Genomic DNA, 17284 nt, shown 5'->3' on the forward strand with positions numbered 1-17284 from the left:
CCTCCTACAGCAATTTTGCAATTTCTTGCATTATTTCCTCTCCAATAGCAGAAAGTCTCTCAGAGGAAAGTTTAAAATTAGCATATTTTTCAAAAGTTATTGGTTTACCGATATTTATAATAATCTTAGAAAAAAGGCGATATTTCCCTTTAATTCCTATAGGTACTACAGGAGCATTTCCTTTAATTGCTAACATAGCAACTCCTGGCTCAGCCTTTTGAAGCTGACCAGTTTTACTTCTTGTACCTTCAGGGAAAATTCCAATTGCTCTTCCTTTTTTTAAGTAAGATAAAGCAGTCTTGATAGCTGATAAATCAGCTGTACCTCTTTTGACAGGAAAAGCTCCTAAGCCTGTCCCTAAGAGAAGCTTTAAAAAAGGATTTTTAAAAAGTTCCTCTTTTGCCATAAAATATATTCGCCTGTTTAAAAGTGCTCCTATGACAGGAGGATCTAAAAGACTTATATGGTTAGGGCATATGATTACTGGGCCTTTTTTGGGAATATTTTCAAGTCCTCTTACTTCTATTCTAAATATCACTTTTATAATTACTAATACTATAACTTTAGCAATATAATAAAACATACTTAAATTTCCCCTTTTAATCCTTCCTTTATGATATTATACAGTTTTTCTAAAACTTCCTCTTCTGAAAGATATGTAGTATCAATGACAATAGAATCTTCAGCAATTTTTAGAGGAGATGTATCTCTCTGTGAATCTATAGTGTCACGATTTTCTATTTCTTTTAACACCTCATAATAACTCACATTTACATTTTTAGTTTTAAACTCGCTATATCGCCGTTTTGCTCTTTCTTCTAAAGAAGCGGTCAAATAAAATTTAAACTGTGCATCAGGCAGCACAACCGTTCCTATGTCTCTTCCATCCATTACTACATTTTTGCCTTCAGCAATTTTCCTTTGTTTTTGCACTAAAATTTCTCTCACTTTAGGTATTTTAGATACCAATGATACTTTTTCAGAAACCTCTGGTTTTCTTATTTCTTCAGAAATATCTTTTCCATCTAAAAAAATTTTTTCTCCTTCTAAGATGATATCAGCACTTTGCACAATATCAGCTATTTTGTTTTCTTCAGTAAGATTTATCCCCTGTTGTATGGTCTTATATGTAATGGCTCTATACATAGCACCTGTATCGATATAGGTATAATTTAAAAGCTTAGCTAATTTTTTTGCAACAGTGCTCTTGCCGGCTCCCGCCGGCCCATCTATTGCTATTTTTACAGTCAATACCATCACCTCAAACTAAGTCTGGACGCAGTTTTTTTGCTTCTTTCAAATAAACGTGTCTAACTTCTTTATCTTCACTTAAATTTGTAAAAACCGCAACTCTTATGCAATGGCTGAGACTGCCTTTTACCTCCATTTCTTGTAGACACATCATAGGTATTGAGGTCATACCCATATTCCTAACTGCTTCGGCAGGGTAAACCGCATCTAAATCACAAGTTGCACTAAAAAAAATAGAAATTATGTTTTCCTCTTCTAATTCATTTGCTTTAATAATTTCTTCAATGAGAATAGTAGTATCCTTTAAAATATCTTCTTTTGTATTTTTTGAAGTTATAGCACCTCTTATGACTTTTATAGAGCATTCTCCTCTCCTATCATCTTTTGTCTTTTTTTATATTATAGCATAATTACCCTTTACAAATAAATCATTTCAGCCTAATCATACATATTTTTTGTATATTCTTATCTACTTTAACTACAGTGGTATTTTGCGGTTCAATTACATTCTCACTAACTGCTACCACCTTAAAATGAAGAGATTCCTTTTCTCTTGTGCCATCTATTTCTAAAATTTGATTGGGCCTTACTGTAATAGTAATAGACTTAGTAGGAAAATTTGTAACTGGTTCTCCGTCTAGCAATACAAAGGAATTTAATGTTTTATCCTTTTCTACAACCTCAATTGTCACTTTACCTTCTTGCGAAAGATTAGAATTTAAATTAATTCCTTCTAATCTTTGTGTAGAACTTAAAAAAACTTTCATATTGTCATTTGTCATCAAAAGTTGAGTTATAGCTATACTTAAAAGCCCTAACATTATCAATATTACAAGAATACTTTCACTGTCAATATATCTGTATTTTTTCCTTTTGACTCTTTTTCCCATATTTATCCTCCTTTTCTTATTATATCTTATGCAAAATAAATAAAAAAATGCGGTTTCCCGCATTTCACATTCACGCATTGATTCCTGCCAGATATCCCGTAGAAAAGGCGATTTGCAAGTTGAATCCACCAGTAAATCCATCCACATCTATAATTTCACCTGCAAAAAATAAGCCTTTTATTATTTTAGACTCCATTGTAGAGGGATTTATTTCTTTTATACTTACTCCACCACCTGTAACAATAGCTTCTCTTATAGGTCTTAGGTCTTTTACCTTGAAAGTAAGATTTTTTAAGCTATTGACCAATTTTTTTCTTTCATTTTTGGTTATTTCCCTGACTTTTTTATCAGGATCTATATTTGCTCTTTTTATAACATATAGGATTAATGAATGAGGCAATAAATCTTCCAAGGCATTTTTCAGATTTTTATTTTGATACTTATTAAAATCTCTTAATACTCTTTCCTCCAGCCTTTCAATATTAAGTCCCGGCTTTAAGTCAATTTTTATTACTACTTTTCCCTTACCTAAGTAATCATGTAAAAACCTGCTTAAGGTGAGTATTACAGGGCCTGACAACCCAAAATGGGTAAAAAGCATTTCTCCAAACTCTTCTCTTATTAATTTCTCTTCAAAAAAAGCAGAAACTTTGACATTTTTAAGAGTAAGTCCCATCAATTCTCTTACATTTTCATATGTAACAATCGGCACTAAGGAAGGAAATGGCTCTATAATTGTGTGTCCCAATTTCTTAGCAATTTCATACCCATCACCAGTAGAGCCAGTCGTAGGATATGACATTCCTCCTGATGCTAATATTACACTATCGCAGTTTAAAACACTATCATCAACACTTATGCCCTTTACGTGTTTATTTTCCACTATCACATCACTTACTCTGCAGTTATAATTTATCTTTACTCCATATTTTTTAAGCATCTTCACAAAAAAATCTCTCACTTCTATTGATTTATCTGAAACCGGAAAAACCCTTAAGCCTCTTTCTACTTTAGTTTTAAGCCCATTTTTATTTAAAAACTCTATTAAATCCTTATTAGAAAACTTGCTAAAAGCGCTATATAAAAATTTACTATTCCCTGGAATATTCTCGAAAAATTCTTCTTTGTCAGCAAAATTAGTAATATTACACCTTCCATTACCTGTAACTAATAATTTTTTACCTAAAATGTTATTCCTCTCAAATATACTTACTTCTTTTCCCATCATAGCTGCTGATAAAGCTGCCATCATTCCTGCTGGGCCGCCGCCTACTACAAATATTTTTTTCATATTATTTTTTCATCTCTCCTCAAATGACAAGTATCGTTAAATAGCACCAGAACAGTTTTCCCATCTTCTTTAATATCTACTATATTAAGAGAAGTATTATCAAGTCTAAATCTAGGATAAAAACTTAAGTCAATTCCTAAAAGCCCTAAAATCAGTGCTTTTATAGAAGTCCCATGAGAAACAATCAATATATTTTTACCATTATTTTCTCCAACTATTTCCAATGTCTTTTTTAACACTCTCTTTTGAACTTCTTCTAAAGTTTCTCCTTTTTCTATATTAGCTTTAACAGGATTTATTTTCCATAGTGTATATATTTCTTTATACAATTCATTGATTTCTTCCGATGTAAGCCCTTCCCATATACCAAAAGACATTTCTCTAAACTCAGGAATTTTTTGAACTTCTAATCCAAATTCTTTTGCAATTATTTGTGCAGTTATATACGCTCTTTTTAAATCGCTTGAATATATACAATCTATTTTCTCATTTTTTAATCGACTCGCCAATAGTTCAGCCTGTTTTAAACCTGTAGGTGTCAAATCAATATCCTGCACACCTTGCATTTTATTGTGTAAATTCCACTCTGATTGCCCGTGACGTGCTATATATAGTCGTGTAGTCATACAATTCCTCCTTAAATTTTATGCGAAATTAAGGTAAAAGATTTGATCTGCGTAAGAAAGCTTTGACACCTCCCACTTTCTCTCTTTTATTGCAATTTTCTTAAAAAGCAAGCCTAACTCATTTATAAATTTTTCAAATCGCTCATCCAGCCAAGGAGGTGTCCAAATACCCGACCTACAAATATGTATAACCCCTATCAAATTCTCTTTTGGTAATTCTTTTACAGATTTATAATACTGTATATTGTAAAGATTGTTAAAGTCCTCAAAATCTGAAGGCTTTTCAAAGGTGTAAGGGCTATATACAATGTTGGCTCTTTTTACTATACCTTCTTTTAAAAGTTTACCTAGCCAATTAGCACAATTTAATTCAAAATCCAGTGAAGGTAGTCCACCATATCCTAAATCAGAATGGGCATCAAAAGAAATTACTTCAGAACATTCAAAATTTTTTGCTAAATAATAAGCAACTTTATGGGATTCGGAAACAAAAACTTTAATGTTTTTATTAAACTCAAACTGTGTCTTTATTTTATCCCAAAAGCCTTTTATGACTTTACCTACTTTTATAGTATTTTCTAAATCTTCTCCCTCTAATTTCCCTTTTATATATCTTTTATACCACAGTTGAGTCAAATTTTTATCATTTTCTATATAAGAGAAAAACCACTCTTTTTTAGAAGGTATAAAATAATCCCAATCTACAGTTAGAAGACTCCTTACCATAAAGAAGCCTCCTCTCTCAACTTTTTATAATATTTTACCATATAAAAAAAAGACCTTCAATTGAAGGCCTTTAAAACCAACCTCTAATTTTCATAGCTTCATAGACTCGTTTAATCGATATCATGTAAGCTGCTGTCCTCATATCAACTTTGTACTGCTGCACTAATTCATATATAGCGTTAAAAGCATTTACCATCATAAGTTCTTGTCTTTCTTCTACTTCTTTTTCTGTCCAATAATAATTCATGAGATTTTGTACCCATTCAAAATATGAGACTATTACTCCTCCTGAATTAGCTAAAATATCTGGAACTACAAACACGCCTTTTTCTGCTAAAATTTTATCTGCTTCTGGAGTTGTAGGACCATTTGCTCCTTCGCAAATTATTTTTGCCTTTACATCTGGCGCATTTGCAGAAGTTATCTGATTTTCTAAAGCTGCTAAAGCTAAAATATCTACATCCATTGTTAAAAGCTCTTCATTTGTTATACTGATTGTTCCTTCAAAATTGCACACTGTTCCCGTCTTATTTACATGCTCTACTAATTTTTCGACATCAATTCCATCTTTATTGTATATACCTCCATACACATCACTTATTGCTATAATTTTAGCGCCTAATCTTTGAAGGTTTAAAGCGGTGTAACTTCCAACATTTCCAAAGCCTTGTACAGCCGCTGTACAATTTTTGAAATCCATCTGTAAACGTTTTACAGCTTCTCGAGCCATTAATGCAACTCCATATCCAGTTGCAGCAGTTCTTCCTTTGGATCCACCATATATCAAAGGTTTTCCTGTAATGACAGCAGGACTATTGTAACCTATAATTTTGTTGTACTCATCTACCATCCAAGCCATAATTTGACTATTTGTATTTACATCTGGTGCAGGTATATCTTTATTAGGACCTATTATACTGGTTATTGCTCTTATATAGCCCCTGCTTAACCTCTGTAGCTCATCGTTAGATAATTCTTTTGGATTTACCACTACTCCGCCTTTTGCTCCCCCGTAAGGAAGTCCTACTACCCCACATTTAAATGTCATCCACATGGATAAGGCTTTTACTTCATCTAATGTAACGTCAGGATGAAATCTTATTCCACCTTTTGTGGGTCCTAATACGTCATTGTGTTGGGACCTATAACCTTTAAAGACTTTTACTGTACCATCATCCATCTGCACAGGAATGGAAACTTCTAATACTCGCATAGGTTCCTTTAAAAGTTCGTAAACAGATTCTTCTAACCCCAGCAAATCACAAGCATTTTTAATCTGTTTTTGCGCAATAATCAAAGGATTTAATGACTCTTTTGACATTTTAACCCACATCCTTTCGCTTTGCTCAAGCACAAATTGTAATGAAAGTGTGTTATTGAGCGATATTTTTGATATAATTTCTTTAAAATATATAGATATACTACAAAGCACGGAGGAGGGAGTGGAATTATTTTTACCACTCATTGGACTCAAGTCCGCATTTTAACATGTGTAGAATATCCTCTCAAGCACAAATAAGTGTGACTTTGATCACGTACACTAATCATTGTATAAGCAATTCCTTAGTGTTTTTGTGCTGGATATTCAGTCAATGTCTATATATTTTAATTTTTATCTCTTTTGGAGGGTTGTTTATGTTAAAAATTGTTCACCCTATCTGCTGCGGCATAGATGTCCACAAAAAATTCCTAGTTGCTGCTATTGCTATTACTGATTCTAATAATGTTACTACTTACGTTAAGAGACGCTTTTCTACCTTTAACTCTGACCTTATTAAGTTAAGGGATTGGCTTCTTAGTTACAATTGTTTCGAAGTCTGCATGGAATCCACTGGTAAGTATTGGATTCCAATCTTTAATGTCCTTGAAAAATCCTGTCATGTTGTTATTGCTAATCCTAAGTATCTCCGTGCCATTAAAGGTCAAAAAACCGATGATAAGGATGCTACTTGGATTGCCGATTTGTTTAAATTCGATATCGTCCCTTCTAGTTTTATTCCCCCTGAAGATATCCGCATGTTACGTGAACTTGTTCGCTATCGTTTTAAACTTATTGGACATCGTTCCAGTGAAAAAAACAGGCTTCAAAATGCCCTCACCGTATCCAACATCGCTTTAGCCTCCGTCGTGAGTGATTCTTTCGGTAAATCTGCTTCTTCTATCATTGAATATATTTTAACTTGCGATACTTTTGACCCTGAATACTGCAAGTCTCTTCTACACAAAAGGCTTTATAAAAAGGCTGACGAAGTCATTCAGTCGATTATTGGATACGAATTGAGGGTTGATCAATCAGTCAAGATGAAGGTTTGTAGAAAACACTATGATTTTATCAATCTTTGTGTTTCTGAGTTGGATAAAGCTATCTCTCAATTAGCCAAACCTTATCATGACTTGATTGATATCGCTGTTACTCTCCCTGGCATAACCGAAAAATCGGCAACTTATATCATCGCTGAAATCGGCACGGATATGTCAGTTTTTAAATCTGACAAGCACCTTTGCTCTTGGGCTGGTCTTGCTCCCCAAAACAATGAAAGTGCAGGTAAGAAAAAATCTGTCCATGTCTCAAGAGCAGGTGTTTATTTAAAACCTCTCTTAATACAGTGTGCCAATGCAGCAATTAGGGATAAAAAGAATCCTTATTTTAGGCTTAAATATGAACGTATTAAAAAGCGCCGCGGTCATAAACGGGCAATTGTTGCTATTGCTCGTATGATCCTCACTTGTCTCTATCATATGCTTTTGAAAAGGGAACCTTTTAATCCTTCTGACGCCGATTATACTAATATGCCAGAAAAACTTTATCAAAAGCATAAGCAACAATATATTAAGAAAGCTATTAAACTTTTAGAAAAAGAAGGCTGTACTATTATCCCTCCAAAAATTACTTAACATTATATATTACCATTATTTGGCTTTGGGCAGCTTTATTTGGTGCCCTTTTTGGCATGCCCAAATTTAACTATTTTTCTTTCACACTATTATCCTCCTAATTTTAAAATTTTGAAGCAAATAAATCGATTTCTAAATTATATATTCTACAAATTTTTTAATAATCCTTCAAAAATTTTATTATTAATTTGGCTTTGAGAAATATACTCCATATTCATCCCAAATACTTTCCAATTTTTCGAATGTATCGGCTATCTTTTCCTTTTCTTTAAGGCCCACAGCTACAACAAGAGCATTGACAAGACTTAAAGGTGCCACTAATGAATCCACAAAAGAAGCCATGTTGCTTTTCGCAATTAATATCTCATCAGCAACAGAGGTAAGGGGAGAAATCAAACTATCTGTTATTGTAACGATTTTTGCATTCTGAGATTTTGCATATTTCAGCACATCTAATGTTCTTTTTGAATATCTCGGAAAACCAATTCCTATCACTAAATCATTTTCACTAACTCTGAGAATTTGCTCGAAAACATCTGATACGCCGGCTTTAACGACTGATACATTTTCCCGTATTAAATTTAAATAAAATCCCAAATATTCTGCAATGACAATAGAACTTCTGGAACCTATTATATAAATTTTTGTAGCATTGATGATATCTGAAACGACTCTTTTAAAGTCATCCTTATTTATTTCATTTATGGTCTCTTTTATGTTTTCTATGTCGGCTTTTAGTACATTATTCAATATAGCAATTTCATCTGTCTCTTCTGTCATTTCTAACCTTTGGACTGTTGTAAGTTTATTTTTTATAAGCTCTTGCAGTGCATTTTGAAGTTCTGGATATCCATTATAGCCTAAAGTATTAGCAAATCTTACAACAGTTGATTCACTTATATTTATGCTGGCTCCCAATTTTGCAGCTGTCATAAAAGCTGCCTTATCATAATGATTTATAATGTACTCTGCTATTATCTTTTGGCTTTTGCTTAATTTTGTATAATTATCTTGTATCCTTTTTATCAAATCATCTGTTTTTGCCATATTTCACTACCCCTCATTTTTACAAGATTATAGCCTTCTTTTAATGCTCTTTTGTTAATCTCTTCTGTGGCTGGAGGTACTCTATTTAAAACAGCTCTTTCTAAAGATTCCTTTGTTACCACATTAGTTAACTCTGCTATTACACCTAAAGATATTATATTCGCTACAAAAGCTCTTCCAATTACCTCTTGCGCAGTTTTTATTATAGGAAGTCGGACAACTTTTTGTGTATCTTCATTATTAGGAATTATTGATTCGTCTATTATAATTATTCCATTTTCTTTCATGTCATTTTTATAGCATAAATAGGCAGAAGGGGCAAGAGTAAGTAATATGTCTGGCTTTAACACCTTAGGATACGTTATATATTCATTACTTATTATTACTTCTGCTTTGCTGGACCCTCCTCTTGCCTCAGGACCATAGGATTGACTTTGAACACTATTTTTACCATCCAATATTGCAGCTTCCGCTAAAATTATTCCCGCAAGTATTAAACCTTGCCCACCTGAACCACTTAATCTTATCTCTATTGAACTCATTTGTAATTCACCTTCAAATTATTTAACATTTTTTGATATTCTTCTGCAAATTCAGGCTCATCAATATTTAAAAGCTCCCCAATAATAAATTTGTTATGAAGTTCTTCAGGGTCTATTTTACTAGCTTGTTTTATATCTACCGCATGGTCTTTTAACCACTTTAGCATATCTGCAGGTGTTCCTTTTTTATTTTTTCTTCCATAGTAAGTAGGACATATGCTCAAAGCTTCAATGAAGGAAAAACCCTTATGGGAAATTCCTCTTTCAATTAGTTTTGTCAATTGCTGAACATGGTAAGCAGTACCCCTAGCTACGTAAGTCGCACCTGCTCCAATAGCCAATTTACAAATATCAAAATACCTATCAATATTTCCGTAAGGTGCAGTAGTAGCTCTGTCAAACCGCGGAGTCGTTGGAGAATATTGTCCTCCTGTCATTCCATAAATATGGTTGTTGTACATCACTACAGTTAAGTCTATATTTCTTCTGCAAGCATGAATAAAGTGATTACCTCCAATAGCCGCATTATCTCCATCTCCAGTAATAACTATTACTGTAAGCTCAGGATTAGCAAATTTAATACCTGTTGCAAAAGCAATAGCTCTCCCATGGGTAGTGTGCAAAGTATTAAAATCTAAATATCCTGATGCCCTTGAAGAACAACCAATTCCAGATACAATACATACCTTATCTTGGTCAAGTCCTAAGTTGTCAATTGCTCTTACAATAGCTGACGTTACTGTTCCATTGCTACAACCTGGACACCAAATATTTGGTAATGTTTCCTTCCTAAAATACCTTTCTACTAACTCAGAAGCCATTTTAAAAACTCTCCTTTATCTTCTCTACAATATCAAAAGGAGTAAAAAACTCTCCATTATATTTGTTAATTTTCCCTACATAGGTATTCCCTTTGATAATTCTATCTACTTCATAGTAAAGTTGCCCTGTATTCATTTCAACTACAAACACTTTCTTAAATCTAGGATATATTTCCCTCAATTTTTCATCAGGGAAAGGCCATATGGTTATAGGTCTAAAAAGTCCAACTTTTATTCCTTCTTTTTTAAGTTCTTCCATTGCCGATTCACAAGCTCTAGCAGAAGAACCAAAGGAGATAAGAAGTATATCTCCACCTTCAGTATCTTTTTCTTCAAACATCAGTATGTCTTTTTTATTGTTTTCAATTTTTCCCATCAATCTTTTTATCAATTTTTCTGTTACTTTAGGGTCATTTGTAGGTAATCCTTTTTCATTGTGGGCAAGTCCTGTTACATGAAATCTAAAACCTTTACCAAAGGGTGCTAAAGGTGCAACTCCATTTTCTATATACTGGTAAGGTAAGTAATTCTCTTTGTCTTGGGGCATGGGTCGTTCAAAAATTTCTACATCTTTATATTCATCCAAATTAACTGCTTCTCTTAGATGACCTATAACTTCATCCATAAGTAAAATTACAGGTGTCCTGTATTTTTCAGAAAGATTAAAAGCTTGAATAGTAATATAGTAAACTTCCTTTACAGAAGATGGTGATAAAACGATTATAGGATGGTCTCCATGAGTTCCCCATCTGGATTGCATTACATCTCCTTGTGCAGGGGAAGTAGGCATTCCTGTGCTCGGACCCATTCGTTGAACATCTACGATAACACATGGAATTTCTGCCATAGCAGCGAAGCCTATGTTTTCTTGTTTTAAAGAAAACCCAGGACCCGATGTAGCAGTCATTGCTTTTAATCCAGTAAGGGAAGCTCCTATAACTGCTGCAATGCTGGCGATTTCATCTTCCATTTGAATAAATTTCCCACCTACAAAAGGAAGTTTTTCGGCACAAAGTTCAGCAATCTCAGTAGAGGGAGTTATTGGATATCCTGCATAAAATTTTAGTCCAGCATCTATAGCTCCTGCCACTACCGCTTCATTTCCTTGCATCAATACCATAGGCATCATTCTTTCACCTCTAAATATATGGCAAAATCAGGACACCGTAGCTCGCAAAGGCCGCATTTAGTGCATTTATCCGCATCTGTTAGTCTAACTCTACCATTTTTTAGTTCTAATATTTTAACAGGACAAAATTCTACACAAATGCCGCAGCCTTTGCACCATTCTTCTATTATTACGAGCTCTTTATTTTTTACCAATTTATCACCCTCATTAAATTTTGTTTGCAATATATAATATTCTATACAAAAATAAAAAATCCTCCATAAAATGAATAATAAATTTCATGAATATTTTTGATACAATTCTTGTATCATATAGAATATTACAAATATTTATTCTATTTTTATATCCCAGGAGTTTAAAATATTTATCATGTTGTACTCTGTTAAATCAAAATGAATTGGAGTAATAGAAATATAACCTTCTTTCACAGAAACAATGTCTGTCCTTTCATCCTTTTCTATTTCCGAAATTTTACCTGCCATCCAATAGTACTCTTTCCCTCTTGGGTCATAATTTTTTTGAAAAGTCTCAATATAGATTCTCTTGCCGAGTATTGTAGCTTTTACGCCCTTTATTCCCTTCTTAAAATCGGGTATATTTACATTCAATAATGTGTTTTTAGGTAATCCTTTTTCTAAAACTTTTTCTATTAAATTCTCCAAAAATTTATATATACGCCTATCTTCAATATCAGCGGTTTCTGCAAGAGAAACTGCAATAGCAGGAATGCCGTAAATTGCAGCTTCTATAGCCGCAGAAACAGTACCAGAATAAAGTATATCTGTCCCTAAATTTAAACCTTCATTAATCCCAGAAATTATAATATCGGGTTTTTCTTCCAGCACCACTTCAATTCCTAATTTGACACAATCGGAGGGCGTACCATTTACCGCATATATTTTCAAACTATCCTCTTCCTTCACTTTTTTAAGCCTTAAAGGTTTATGTAAAGTTATAGCATGGCTTATAGCACTTCTTTCTTTTTCAGGAGCTACTACCGTCACCTTATACTTATCTTTGAGATATTCTGCTAATTTTAGCATCCCTAATCCTTGTACTCCATCGTCATTAGTAAGAAGTATTTCCATTTTCTACCTCCTCTAATTAATAACGTATAATTACTTTGATTTTATTACAAAATTTATATATAGGCAAGGAGTGATACAGTGATACAAATAGACGACGCGGGAAGTGGAAGTTTAGTAGGTGGAACGTGTATTGGGGCTATGAGAGTAGAAACCGGAGAATTTTTCTGTGATGTAATTCCCATAGAATATTATAACGAAGAAAACTTTAAAAATAAATTGTATTTACAAAAAGCCTGTGAAATCGGGAAAAAACTTTTAGAAAATCTTAAAGTAAGCAAAACTGAAAAAATACAAATTTGTAGAGGTTACATGTTTGATTCATTGAGAAAGTGGTTAGAACAAGAAGAATATAATTGGGAAAGTACCCAAATATTAAATCCTCTTCAGGATATAATAGAAAATTCTTTTGAAAATTACGCTTTATCCTTAGGATTGCCAGAAAAGTTTTTGAGGTACACAAAATATCCTTTTCATTTTCACCGATTACTAAGATGGGTATATGCTGATTATGAAAACAGAGTCAAATTATGCAAAACTGGGTGGAATAGCTGGAAAAAATACGGAAAATTAGAGGTGGAAATAAGCTACACTTATTTACAAGAAAACAAAAATTACCTATGCTTAAAATGTGGGAAAAATATTCAACCAGGGACTGCAAAAGTTATAAAATATACAAGCAATTATCCTAATACTATATATCTTCACATTAATTGTTAAGGCACCTTAAAAGGTGCCTTCAGACTGTAGACAAACTTTCGTAAAGGGGATATTTTGTATAAGGAGCGACTTGTTACAAAGAGTTAACAAAACTTAGCAAGACCGAGGGTGGAGGCAGGGCCGAAGCCAAGAATGGCGGAGGCGGGCACCTTAAGGCATGGATGCCGATTGTGCCCGGTACTCTGCCGGAACCTGAAGGTCGAGTTTTAGTTTTGTCGCTTTGGAACATCGGAGCGACGATACAAAATATCTCCTTTTGAATATTTTTTTACTTTGTCAACAAACTGTAATTGTTAAGGCACCTTAAAAGGTGCCTTAACAATTAAATATTTAGGCAGAAGGTATACATATTTGTTGCCCTGGATATATCAAATTAGGATCTGGTATTTGTGGATTTGCTCTTATTAATGCATCAAGACTTACGCCAAACATATTAGCTATTGACCACATACTGTCTCCCGGTTTTACTGTGTATATTGTTTTACAGGTCTCTGGAGATACTGGTGGACAATAGAAAGGTATGCAAATTTGTTGTCCTGGATATATCAAATTAGGATCCGATATCTGAGGATTAGCTCTTATTAAGCAGTCAAGACTTATTCCAAACATATTCGCTATAGACCACATGCTATCTCCCGGTTTTACTGTGTATATTGTTTTGCAGGTCTCCGGAGATACTGGTGGACAATAGAAAGGTATGCAAATTTGTTGTCCTGGATATATCAAATTAGGATCCGATATCTGAGGATTAGCTCTTATTAAGCAGTCAAGACTTATTCCAAACATGTTCGCTATAGACCACATAGTATCTCCTGGCTGCACTGTATAAAAAGTCTTACAATGTCCCGGATGAGGATGATGTGGATAATAGGGATGATGGTAAGGATACTTAGGATAGTTGGGATTGTAATAGGATCCATCTATTGTCATCTTATTTCCCTCCTTTTAAACTTAAACTTTCTACTACATGTTATGAAGGATAAAAATATATGTTACAGGAGGGATTTTTAAATATAAAAAAACAGGGAAGATTATTTCCCTGTCAGACTGGATATGTCATATATTCCATATTAAGAAGAGTTGCATCTATTTGATATTTTTTGGCCCTTCTGTATTCAAAAAATTTCTTTGCTACTTGTGGGAAAAGAGCATAAGATAAAACATCTTCTTCTTGTTCATAATACTCTTTAATCTCTTCTTTAATCGCTTCAAATTGCGGTTTTAAAAGATCTGCTGGTCTAACATCTATTACCTCTTCATCTCCTATTATTTTCTTCTTTATTTCTTCTGAAATTGGCGCTGGTGGTCTACCATACAGTCCTTTCACATAATCTTTTACTTCTTTTGGTACCATTTTATACCTTTCTCCAGTTATTACATTCAAGACGGCTTGAGTCCCTACCATCTGACTCATAGGAGTAACAAGAGGTGGGTATCCTAATTCTTCTCTGACTTTAGGAATTTCTTTTAAAACCTCCGGGTACTTATCTAAAGCATTTTGTTGTTTCAATTGGGAAATCAAATTTGATAGCATTCCTCCTGGAACTTGATAAATTAATACATCTGTATCTACACCCATAACCATAGATAAATCTATTTCTTTATTGTGATTTTGCTTTACTTCTTTAAAGTATGAAGCAATCTCTGATAATAACTCCATATCCAAACCAGTATCGTATTGAGTGCCTTTTAAAGCTGCCACCATTGTTTCCGTAGCAGGTTGAGAAGTTCCTAATGCCAAAGGTGAAATAGCAGTGTCTATTATATCTACTCCTGCTTCTATTGCTTTTAAATAGGTCATAGAAGCCATTCCACTCGTATAATGGCTGTGCAACTGTATAGGAACATTTACTGTATCTTTAAGGCTTTTTACTAACTCATAAGCAATATAAGGAGTTAATATTCCTGACATATCTTTTATGCATATGGAATCTACTCCTAATTCTGTCAGCTCTTTTGCTACTTTAATATAATGGTCAATGTTGTGAACAGGACTTATAGTATAAACAAGGGTACCTTGAGCGTGAGCTCCTGCTTTTTTAGTAGTTTTTATAGCAACTTCAAGATTTCGTACATCATTTAAAGCATCAAAAATTCTTATTATATCTATTCCATTGTAAACAGCCTTCTCAATAAATCTTTCTACTATATCATCAGGATAATGCCTATATCCTAATAGATTTTGTCCTCTCAAAAGCATTTGAAGAGGCGTATTTTTTATCCTTTTCTTTAATCTTCTTAATCTTTCCCAAGGGTCTTCGTCAAGAAATCTCATACAAGCATCAAAGGTAGCTCCTCCCCACGCTTCAATAGAATAATATCCTACTGCATCCAATTTTTCTGCAATTGGGAGCATTTCTTCCGTCGACATTCGAGTAGCCAAGAGTGACTGATGGGCATCTCTTAATACAGTTTCTGTAATTTTAATTTTATTGCTCATATTAATACCTCCTCATAATATATTATACTATTTTTTCAAAAGAAACAAAATAAAAAAAGAGCCAAAAGGCTCAAAATTTTAGAAGAAGGAAAGGATAGATTCCCTTATAAGTTTAGCTGCTAAAATAGAGGTTATACCAGCTATATCGTGAGAAGGCGAGACTTCCACCAAATCCATCCCAACTACATTTAAATCTTTTAAAATATGAATAGCCTCTAATGCCTCTTTTGTAGTTATTCCCCCTGGTTCTGGTGTACCAGTGCCTGGTGCAAAAGCAGGGTCTACAACATCTATATCCCAGCTAATATAAATTGGATAATCTTTTATATCATCAATTACACCTTTCAAAGGCTCAACTACTTCGTACAAAAACATATGGGTATTTTTTTCTGCAAACTCAAATTCTTCTTTTTCACCTGACCTTATCCCAAAATTATACATTTTAATACCCTTAGCAATATCCCATACTTTTCTCATCACTGTAGCGTGAGAATATGCCTCACCAAAAAATTCTTCTCTTAAATCAGTATGGGCATCAAAATGAAGGATTACAAGGTTATCCCCATATTTTTTTAAGTACTCTTTTAAAATTCCATAAGTCACTAAATGTTCTCCACCCAAGAACAATCCTTTTTTTCTACTTTTCAAAATGTCTTCTGTAGCTTTTGAGATTAAATCTAAACTCTTTTCCACATTCCCATAAGGAAGTACTAAATCTCCTAAATCATAAAATTTCTTATCTTCCAGCCTCCTATCTAAATACACACTATAACATTCTAAACCGTAAGAGGCTTGCCTTATGGCAGCAGGTCCAAAGCGGCTTCCTGCTTTGAAACTCACTGTGTAATCCATAGGCAAACCTACTATAACTACCTTTGCCTTTTCATAATCTTCAGTAGCCCCTAAAAACTTTCCCGGATCAACAAAGTATTTTCCTTCTATCATATTACACCTCATCAAAAATATCCTTCACAAATTTGGGCAATACAAAGGCCGCTTTGTGAATTTCAGGTGTATAGTATTTAGTATCTATTCTTGGAATAGAATTTATGTCCACTTCTTCAGGGTCATATTTTTTTGAACCCATGGTAAAAGTCCACAAACTTCCTGGATAAGTCGGTATTGTTGCTATATATGCTTTTGTAATAGGATATATTTCTTTGAACATTTTGCTGAGTTTGTTTATCAATTTTCCATAAATAAAAGGTGATTCTGTCTGAGCCACAATAATACCGTCTTCTTTCAAGCATTCATATACGGCTTTATAAAAATCAGAAGTAAAAAGCCCTACAGCTGGCCCAAGTGGGTCAGTAGAATCCACTATTACCACATCAAATTCATTTTTGTGTTCATTAACATATTTAATTCCATCTCCAATCATTATTTCTACTCTTGGGTCATCTAATGCCTGACTTATTGTAGGAAGATATTTTTTAGAATTTCTCACTACTGCCTCGTCAATTTCTGCCAAAACTACTCTTTCTACAGAAGGGTGCTTTAAAACCTCTCTTACTGAGCCTCCATCTCCCCCTCCAACAACTAATACGCTTTTTGGATTTTTATGAGTAAAAAGAGGTACATGTACTATCATCTCATGATATATAAATTCATCTTTTTCAGTGGTTTGAAGTATGCCATCTAAAGCTAATACTTTTCCAAATTGATATGTATCGAGTATTGCTAAGTGCTGATAAGGAGTTTTTTCTACCACCAATGTTTCCTTAACTTTCAAAGAAAATCTCAAATTTTCATCTTGATTTTCTGTAAACCATAATTCCATTGAAAACACCTCCAAGATTTTTAATAATATATTAAAAAAAA

20 protein-coding genes are annotated in these 17284 nt (G+C 33.5%); 2 read left to right on the forward strand and 18 right to left on the reverse strand.

Annotation, left to right across the window (positions count from 1 at the left end):
* Positions 1-4 precede the first annotated feature (4 nt).
* The 8 genes from BUB32_RS04010 to BUB32_RS04045 form a co-directional block, all read right to left on the reverse strand.
* A complete protein-coding gene (locus BUB32_RS04010) occupies positions 5-583 on the reverse strand; it encodes a lysophospholipid acyltransferase family protein (RefSeq protein ID WP_072967665.1) in 579 nt (192 codons plus the stop codon).
* 2 nt (positions 584-585) lie between these two features.
* On the reverse strand, positions 586-1251 hold the full coding sequence (cmk, locus tag BUB32_RS04015; RefSeq protein WP_072967667.1) for a (d)CMP kinase: 666 nt from the start codon (positions 1249-1251) through the stop codon (positions 586-588).
* 10 nt (positions 1252-1261) lie between these two features.
* Positions 1262-1609, reverse strand: coding sequence for a chorismate mutase (gene aroH, locus BUB32_RS04020; protein WP_072967669.1), 348 nt, complete (start codon positions 1607-1609; stop codon positions 1262-1264).
* A gap of 70 nt (positions 1610-1679) precedes the next feature.
* A complete protein-coding gene (locus BUB32_RS04025) occupies positions 1680-2141 on the reverse strand; it encodes a hypothetical protein (protein ID WP_072967671.1) in 462 nt (153 codons plus the stop codon).
* A 70-nt stretch (positions 2142-2211) separates the two neighbouring features.
* A complete protein-coding gene (locus BUB32_RS04030) occupies positions 2212-3432 on the reverse strand; it encodes a BaiN/RdsA family NAD(P)/FAD-dependent oxidoreductase (protein WP_072967673.1) in 1221 nt (406 codons plus the stop codon).
* Entirely contained in the window at positions 3429-4058 is a 630-nt protein-coding gene (locus BUB32_RS04035; protein ID WP_072967675.1) for a histidine phosphatase family protein, read from the reverse strand. Before BUB32_RS04035 ends, BUB32_RS04030 begins: the two co-directional genes overlap by 4 nt.
* A gap of 18 nt (positions 4059-4076) precedes the next feature.
* Complete coding sequence (locus BUB32_RS04040; RefSeq protein WP_072967676.1) at positions 4077-4784, reverse strand: arginase; 708 nt, start codon at positions 4782-4784, stop codon at positions 4077-4079.
* 70 nt (positions 4785-4854) lie between these two features.
* Complete coding sequence (locus tag BUB32_RS04045) at positions 4855-6105, reverse strand: Glu/Leu/Phe/Val family dehydrogenase (RefSeq protein WP_072967678.1); 1251 nt, start codon at positions 6103-6105, stop codon at positions 4855-4857.
* Positions 6106-6419: 314 nt separating this feature from the next.
* Between BUB32_RS04045 and BUB32_RS04050 the strand changes: the two genes are divergently transcribed.
* Complete coding sequence (locus BUB32_RS04050; RefSeq protein WP_072967680.1) at positions 6420-7679, forward strand: IS110 family RNA-guided transposase; 1260 nt, start codon at positions 6420-6422, stop codon at positions 7677-7679.
* Between the two features lie 183 nt (positions 7680-7862).
* Here the strand turns inward: BUB32_RS04050 and BUB32_RS04055 are convergent, their stop codons facing one another.
* From BUB32_RS04055 to surE, 6 genes are all read right to left on the reverse strand, one after another.
* Positions 7863-8726, reverse strand: coding sequence for a MurR/RpiR family transcriptional regulator (locus BUB32_RS04055; RefSeq protein WP_042833012.1), 864 nt, complete (start codon positions 8724-8726; stop codon positions 7863-7865).
* Positions 8705-9268: a 2-oxoacid:acceptor oxidoreductase family protein gene (locus tag BUB32_RS04060; protein WP_072967682.1), complete on the reverse strand. Its 564-nt coding sequence runs from the start codon at positions 9266-9268 to the stop codon at positions 8705-8707. Before BUB32_RS04060 ends, BUB32_RS04055 begins: the two co-directional genes overlap by 22 nt.
* Positions 9265-10089: a 2-oxoacid:ferredoxin oxidoreductase subunit beta gene (locus BUB32_RS04065; RefSeq protein ID WP_042833271.1), complete on the reverse strand. Its 825-nt coding sequence runs from the start codon at positions 10087-10089 to the stop codon at positions 9265-9267. Before BUB32_RS04065 ends, BUB32_RS04060 begins: the two co-directional genes overlap by 4 nt.
* Position 10090: 1 nt before the next feature.
* Positions 10091-11218 carry a 2-oxoacid:acceptor oxidoreductase subunit alpha gene (locus BUB32_RS04070; protein ID WP_072967684.1) on the reverse strand — a complete coding sequence of 376 codons (1128 nt, stop codon included), beginning with the start codon at positions 11216-11218 and terminating at the stop codon, positions 10091-10093.
* Complete coding sequence (locus tag BUB32_RS04075; protein WP_072967878.1) at positions 11215-11412, reverse strand: 4Fe-4S dicluster domain-containing protein; 198 nt, start codon at positions 11410-11412, stop codon at positions 11215-11217. Before BUB32_RS04075 ends, BUB32_RS04070 begins: the two co-directional genes overlap by 4 nt.
* A 135-nt stretch (positions 11413-11547) precedes the next feature.
* Entirely contained in the window at positions 11548-12306 is a 759-nt protein-coding gene (gene surE / locus BUB32_RS04080) for a 5'/3'-nucleotidase SurE (RefSeq protein WP_072967686.1), read from the reverse strand.
* A gap of 78 nt (positions 12307-12384) precedes the next feature.
* Here surE and BUB32_RS04085 point away from each other — a divergent pair, with 78 nt between their 5' ends.
* The gene (locus BUB32_RS04085; protein WP_072967688.1) at positions 12385-13023 is read left to right on the forward strand and encodes a hypothetical protein; all 639 of its coding nucleotides are present in this window, start codon (positions 12385-12387) and stop codon (positions 13021-13023) included.
* 330 nt (positions 13024-13353) lie between these two features.
* Here the strand turns inward: BUB32_RS04085 and safA are convergent, their stop codons facing one another.
* The 4 genes from safA to speE all read right to left on the reverse strand — a co-directional run bounded on the left by safA (position 13354) and on the right by speE (position 17243).
* Positions 13354-13953: a SafA/ExsA family spore coat assembly protein gene (gene safA / locus BUB32_RS04095; RefSeq protein WP_006570433.1), complete on the reverse strand. Its 600-nt coding sequence runs from the start codon at positions 13951-13953 to the stop codon at positions 13354-13356.
* 112 nt (positions 13954-14065) lie between these two features.
* Positions 14066-15463 carry an oxaloacetate decarboxylase subunit alpha gene (locus BUB32_RS04100; protein WP_072967690.1) on the reverse strand — a complete coding sequence of 466 codons (1398 nt, stop codon included), beginning with the start codon at positions 15461-15463 and terminating at the stop codon, positions 14066-14068.
* Between the two features lie 78 nt (positions 15464-15541).
* Positions 15542-16408 carry an agmatinase gene (gene speB / locus BUB32_RS04105; protein WP_072967692.1) on the reverse strand — a complete coding sequence of 289 codons (867 nt, stop codon included), beginning with the start codon at positions 16406-16408 and terminating at the stop codon, positions 15542-15544.
* Between the two features lies 1 nt (position 16409).
* Positions 16410-17243 carry a polyamine aminopropyltransferase gene (speE, locus tag BUB32_RS04110; RefSeq protein ID WP_072967694.1) on the reverse strand — a complete coding sequence of 278 codons (834 nt, stop codon included), beginning with the start codon at positions 17241-17243 and terminating at the stop codon, positions 16410-16412.
* Between the last annotated feature and the right edge of the window lie 41 nt (positions 17244-17284).

It is taken from the genome of Thermoanaerobacter uzonensis DSM 18761 (genome assembly GCF_900129115.1).
GTDB lineage: Bacteria > Bacillota > Thermoanaerobacteria > Thermoanaerobacterales > Thermoanaerobacteraceae > Thermoanaerobacter > Thermoanaerobacter uzonensis.

What these genes read in the sequence shown, in the direction of transcription:
- BUB32_RS04010 (WP_072967665.1), bottom strand. Translation starts at nt 583, where the DNA reads ATGTTTTATTATATTGCTAAAGTTATAGTATTAGTAATTATAAAAGTG.
- BUB32_RS04025 (WP_072967671.1), bottom strand. Translation starts at nt 2,141, where the DNA reads ATGGGAAAAAGAGTCAAAAGGAAAAAATACAGATATATTGACAGTGAA.
- BUB32_RS04030 (WP_072967673.1), bottom strand. Translation starts at nt 3,432, where the DNA reads ATGAAAAAAATATTTGTAGTAGGCGGCGGCCCAGCAGGAATGATGGCA.
- BUB32_RS04035 (WP_072967675.1), bottom strand. Translation starts at nt 4,058, where the DNA reads ATGACTACACGACTATATATAGCACGTCACGGGCAATCAGAGTGGAAT.
- BUB32_RS04040 (WP_072967676.1), bottom strand. Translation starts at nt 4,784, where the DNA reads ATGGTAAGGAGTCTTCTAACTGTAGATTGGGATTATTTTATACCTTCT.
- BUB32_RS04045 (WP_072967678.1), bottom strand. Translation starts at nt 6,105, where the DNA reads ATGTCAAAAGAGTCATTAAATCCTTTGATTATTGCGCAAAAACAGATT.
- BUB32_RS04050 (WP_072967680.1), top strand. Translation starts at nt 6,420, where the DNA reads ATGTTAAAAATTGTTCACCCTATCTGCTGCGGCATAGATGTCCACAAA.
- BUB32_RS04055 (WP_042833012.1), bottom strand. Translation starts at nt 8,726, where the DNA reads ATGGCAAAAACAGATGATTTGATAAAAAGGATACAAGATAATTATACA.
- BUB32_RS04060 (WP_072967682.1), bottom strand. Translation starts at nt 9,268, where the DNA reads ATGAGTTCAATAGAGATAAGATTAAGTGGTTCAGGTGGGCAAGGTTTA.
- BUB32_RS04065 (WP_042833271.1), bottom strand. Translation starts at nt 10,089, where the DNA reads ATGGCTTCTGAGTTAGTAGAAAGGTATTTTAGGAAGGAAACATTACCA.
- BUB32_RS04070 (WP_072967684.1), bottom strand. Translation starts at nt 11,218, where the DNA reads ATGATGCCTATGGTATTGATGCAAGGAAATGAAGCGGTAGTGGCAGGA.
- surE (WP_072967686.1), bottom strand. Translation starts at nt 12,306, where the DNA reads ATGGAAATACTTCTTACTAATGACGATGGAGTACAAGGATTAGGGATG.
- safA (WP_006570433.1), bottom strand. Translation starts at nt 13,953, where the DNA reads ATGACAATAGATGGATCCTATTACAATCCCAACTATCCTAAGTATCCT.
- BUB32_RS04100 (WP_072967690.1), bottom strand. Translation starts at nt 15,463, where the DNA reads ATGAGCAATAAAATTAAAATTACAGAAACTGTATTAAGAGATGCCCAT.
- speB (WP_072967692.1), bottom strand. Translation starts at nt 16,408, where the DNA reads ATGATAGAAGGAAAATACTTTGTTGATCCGGGAAAGTTTTTAGGGGCT.
- speE (WP_072967694.1), bottom strand. Translation starts at nt 17,243, where the DNA reads ATGGAATTATGGTTTACAGAAAATCAAGATGAAAATTTGAGATTTTCT.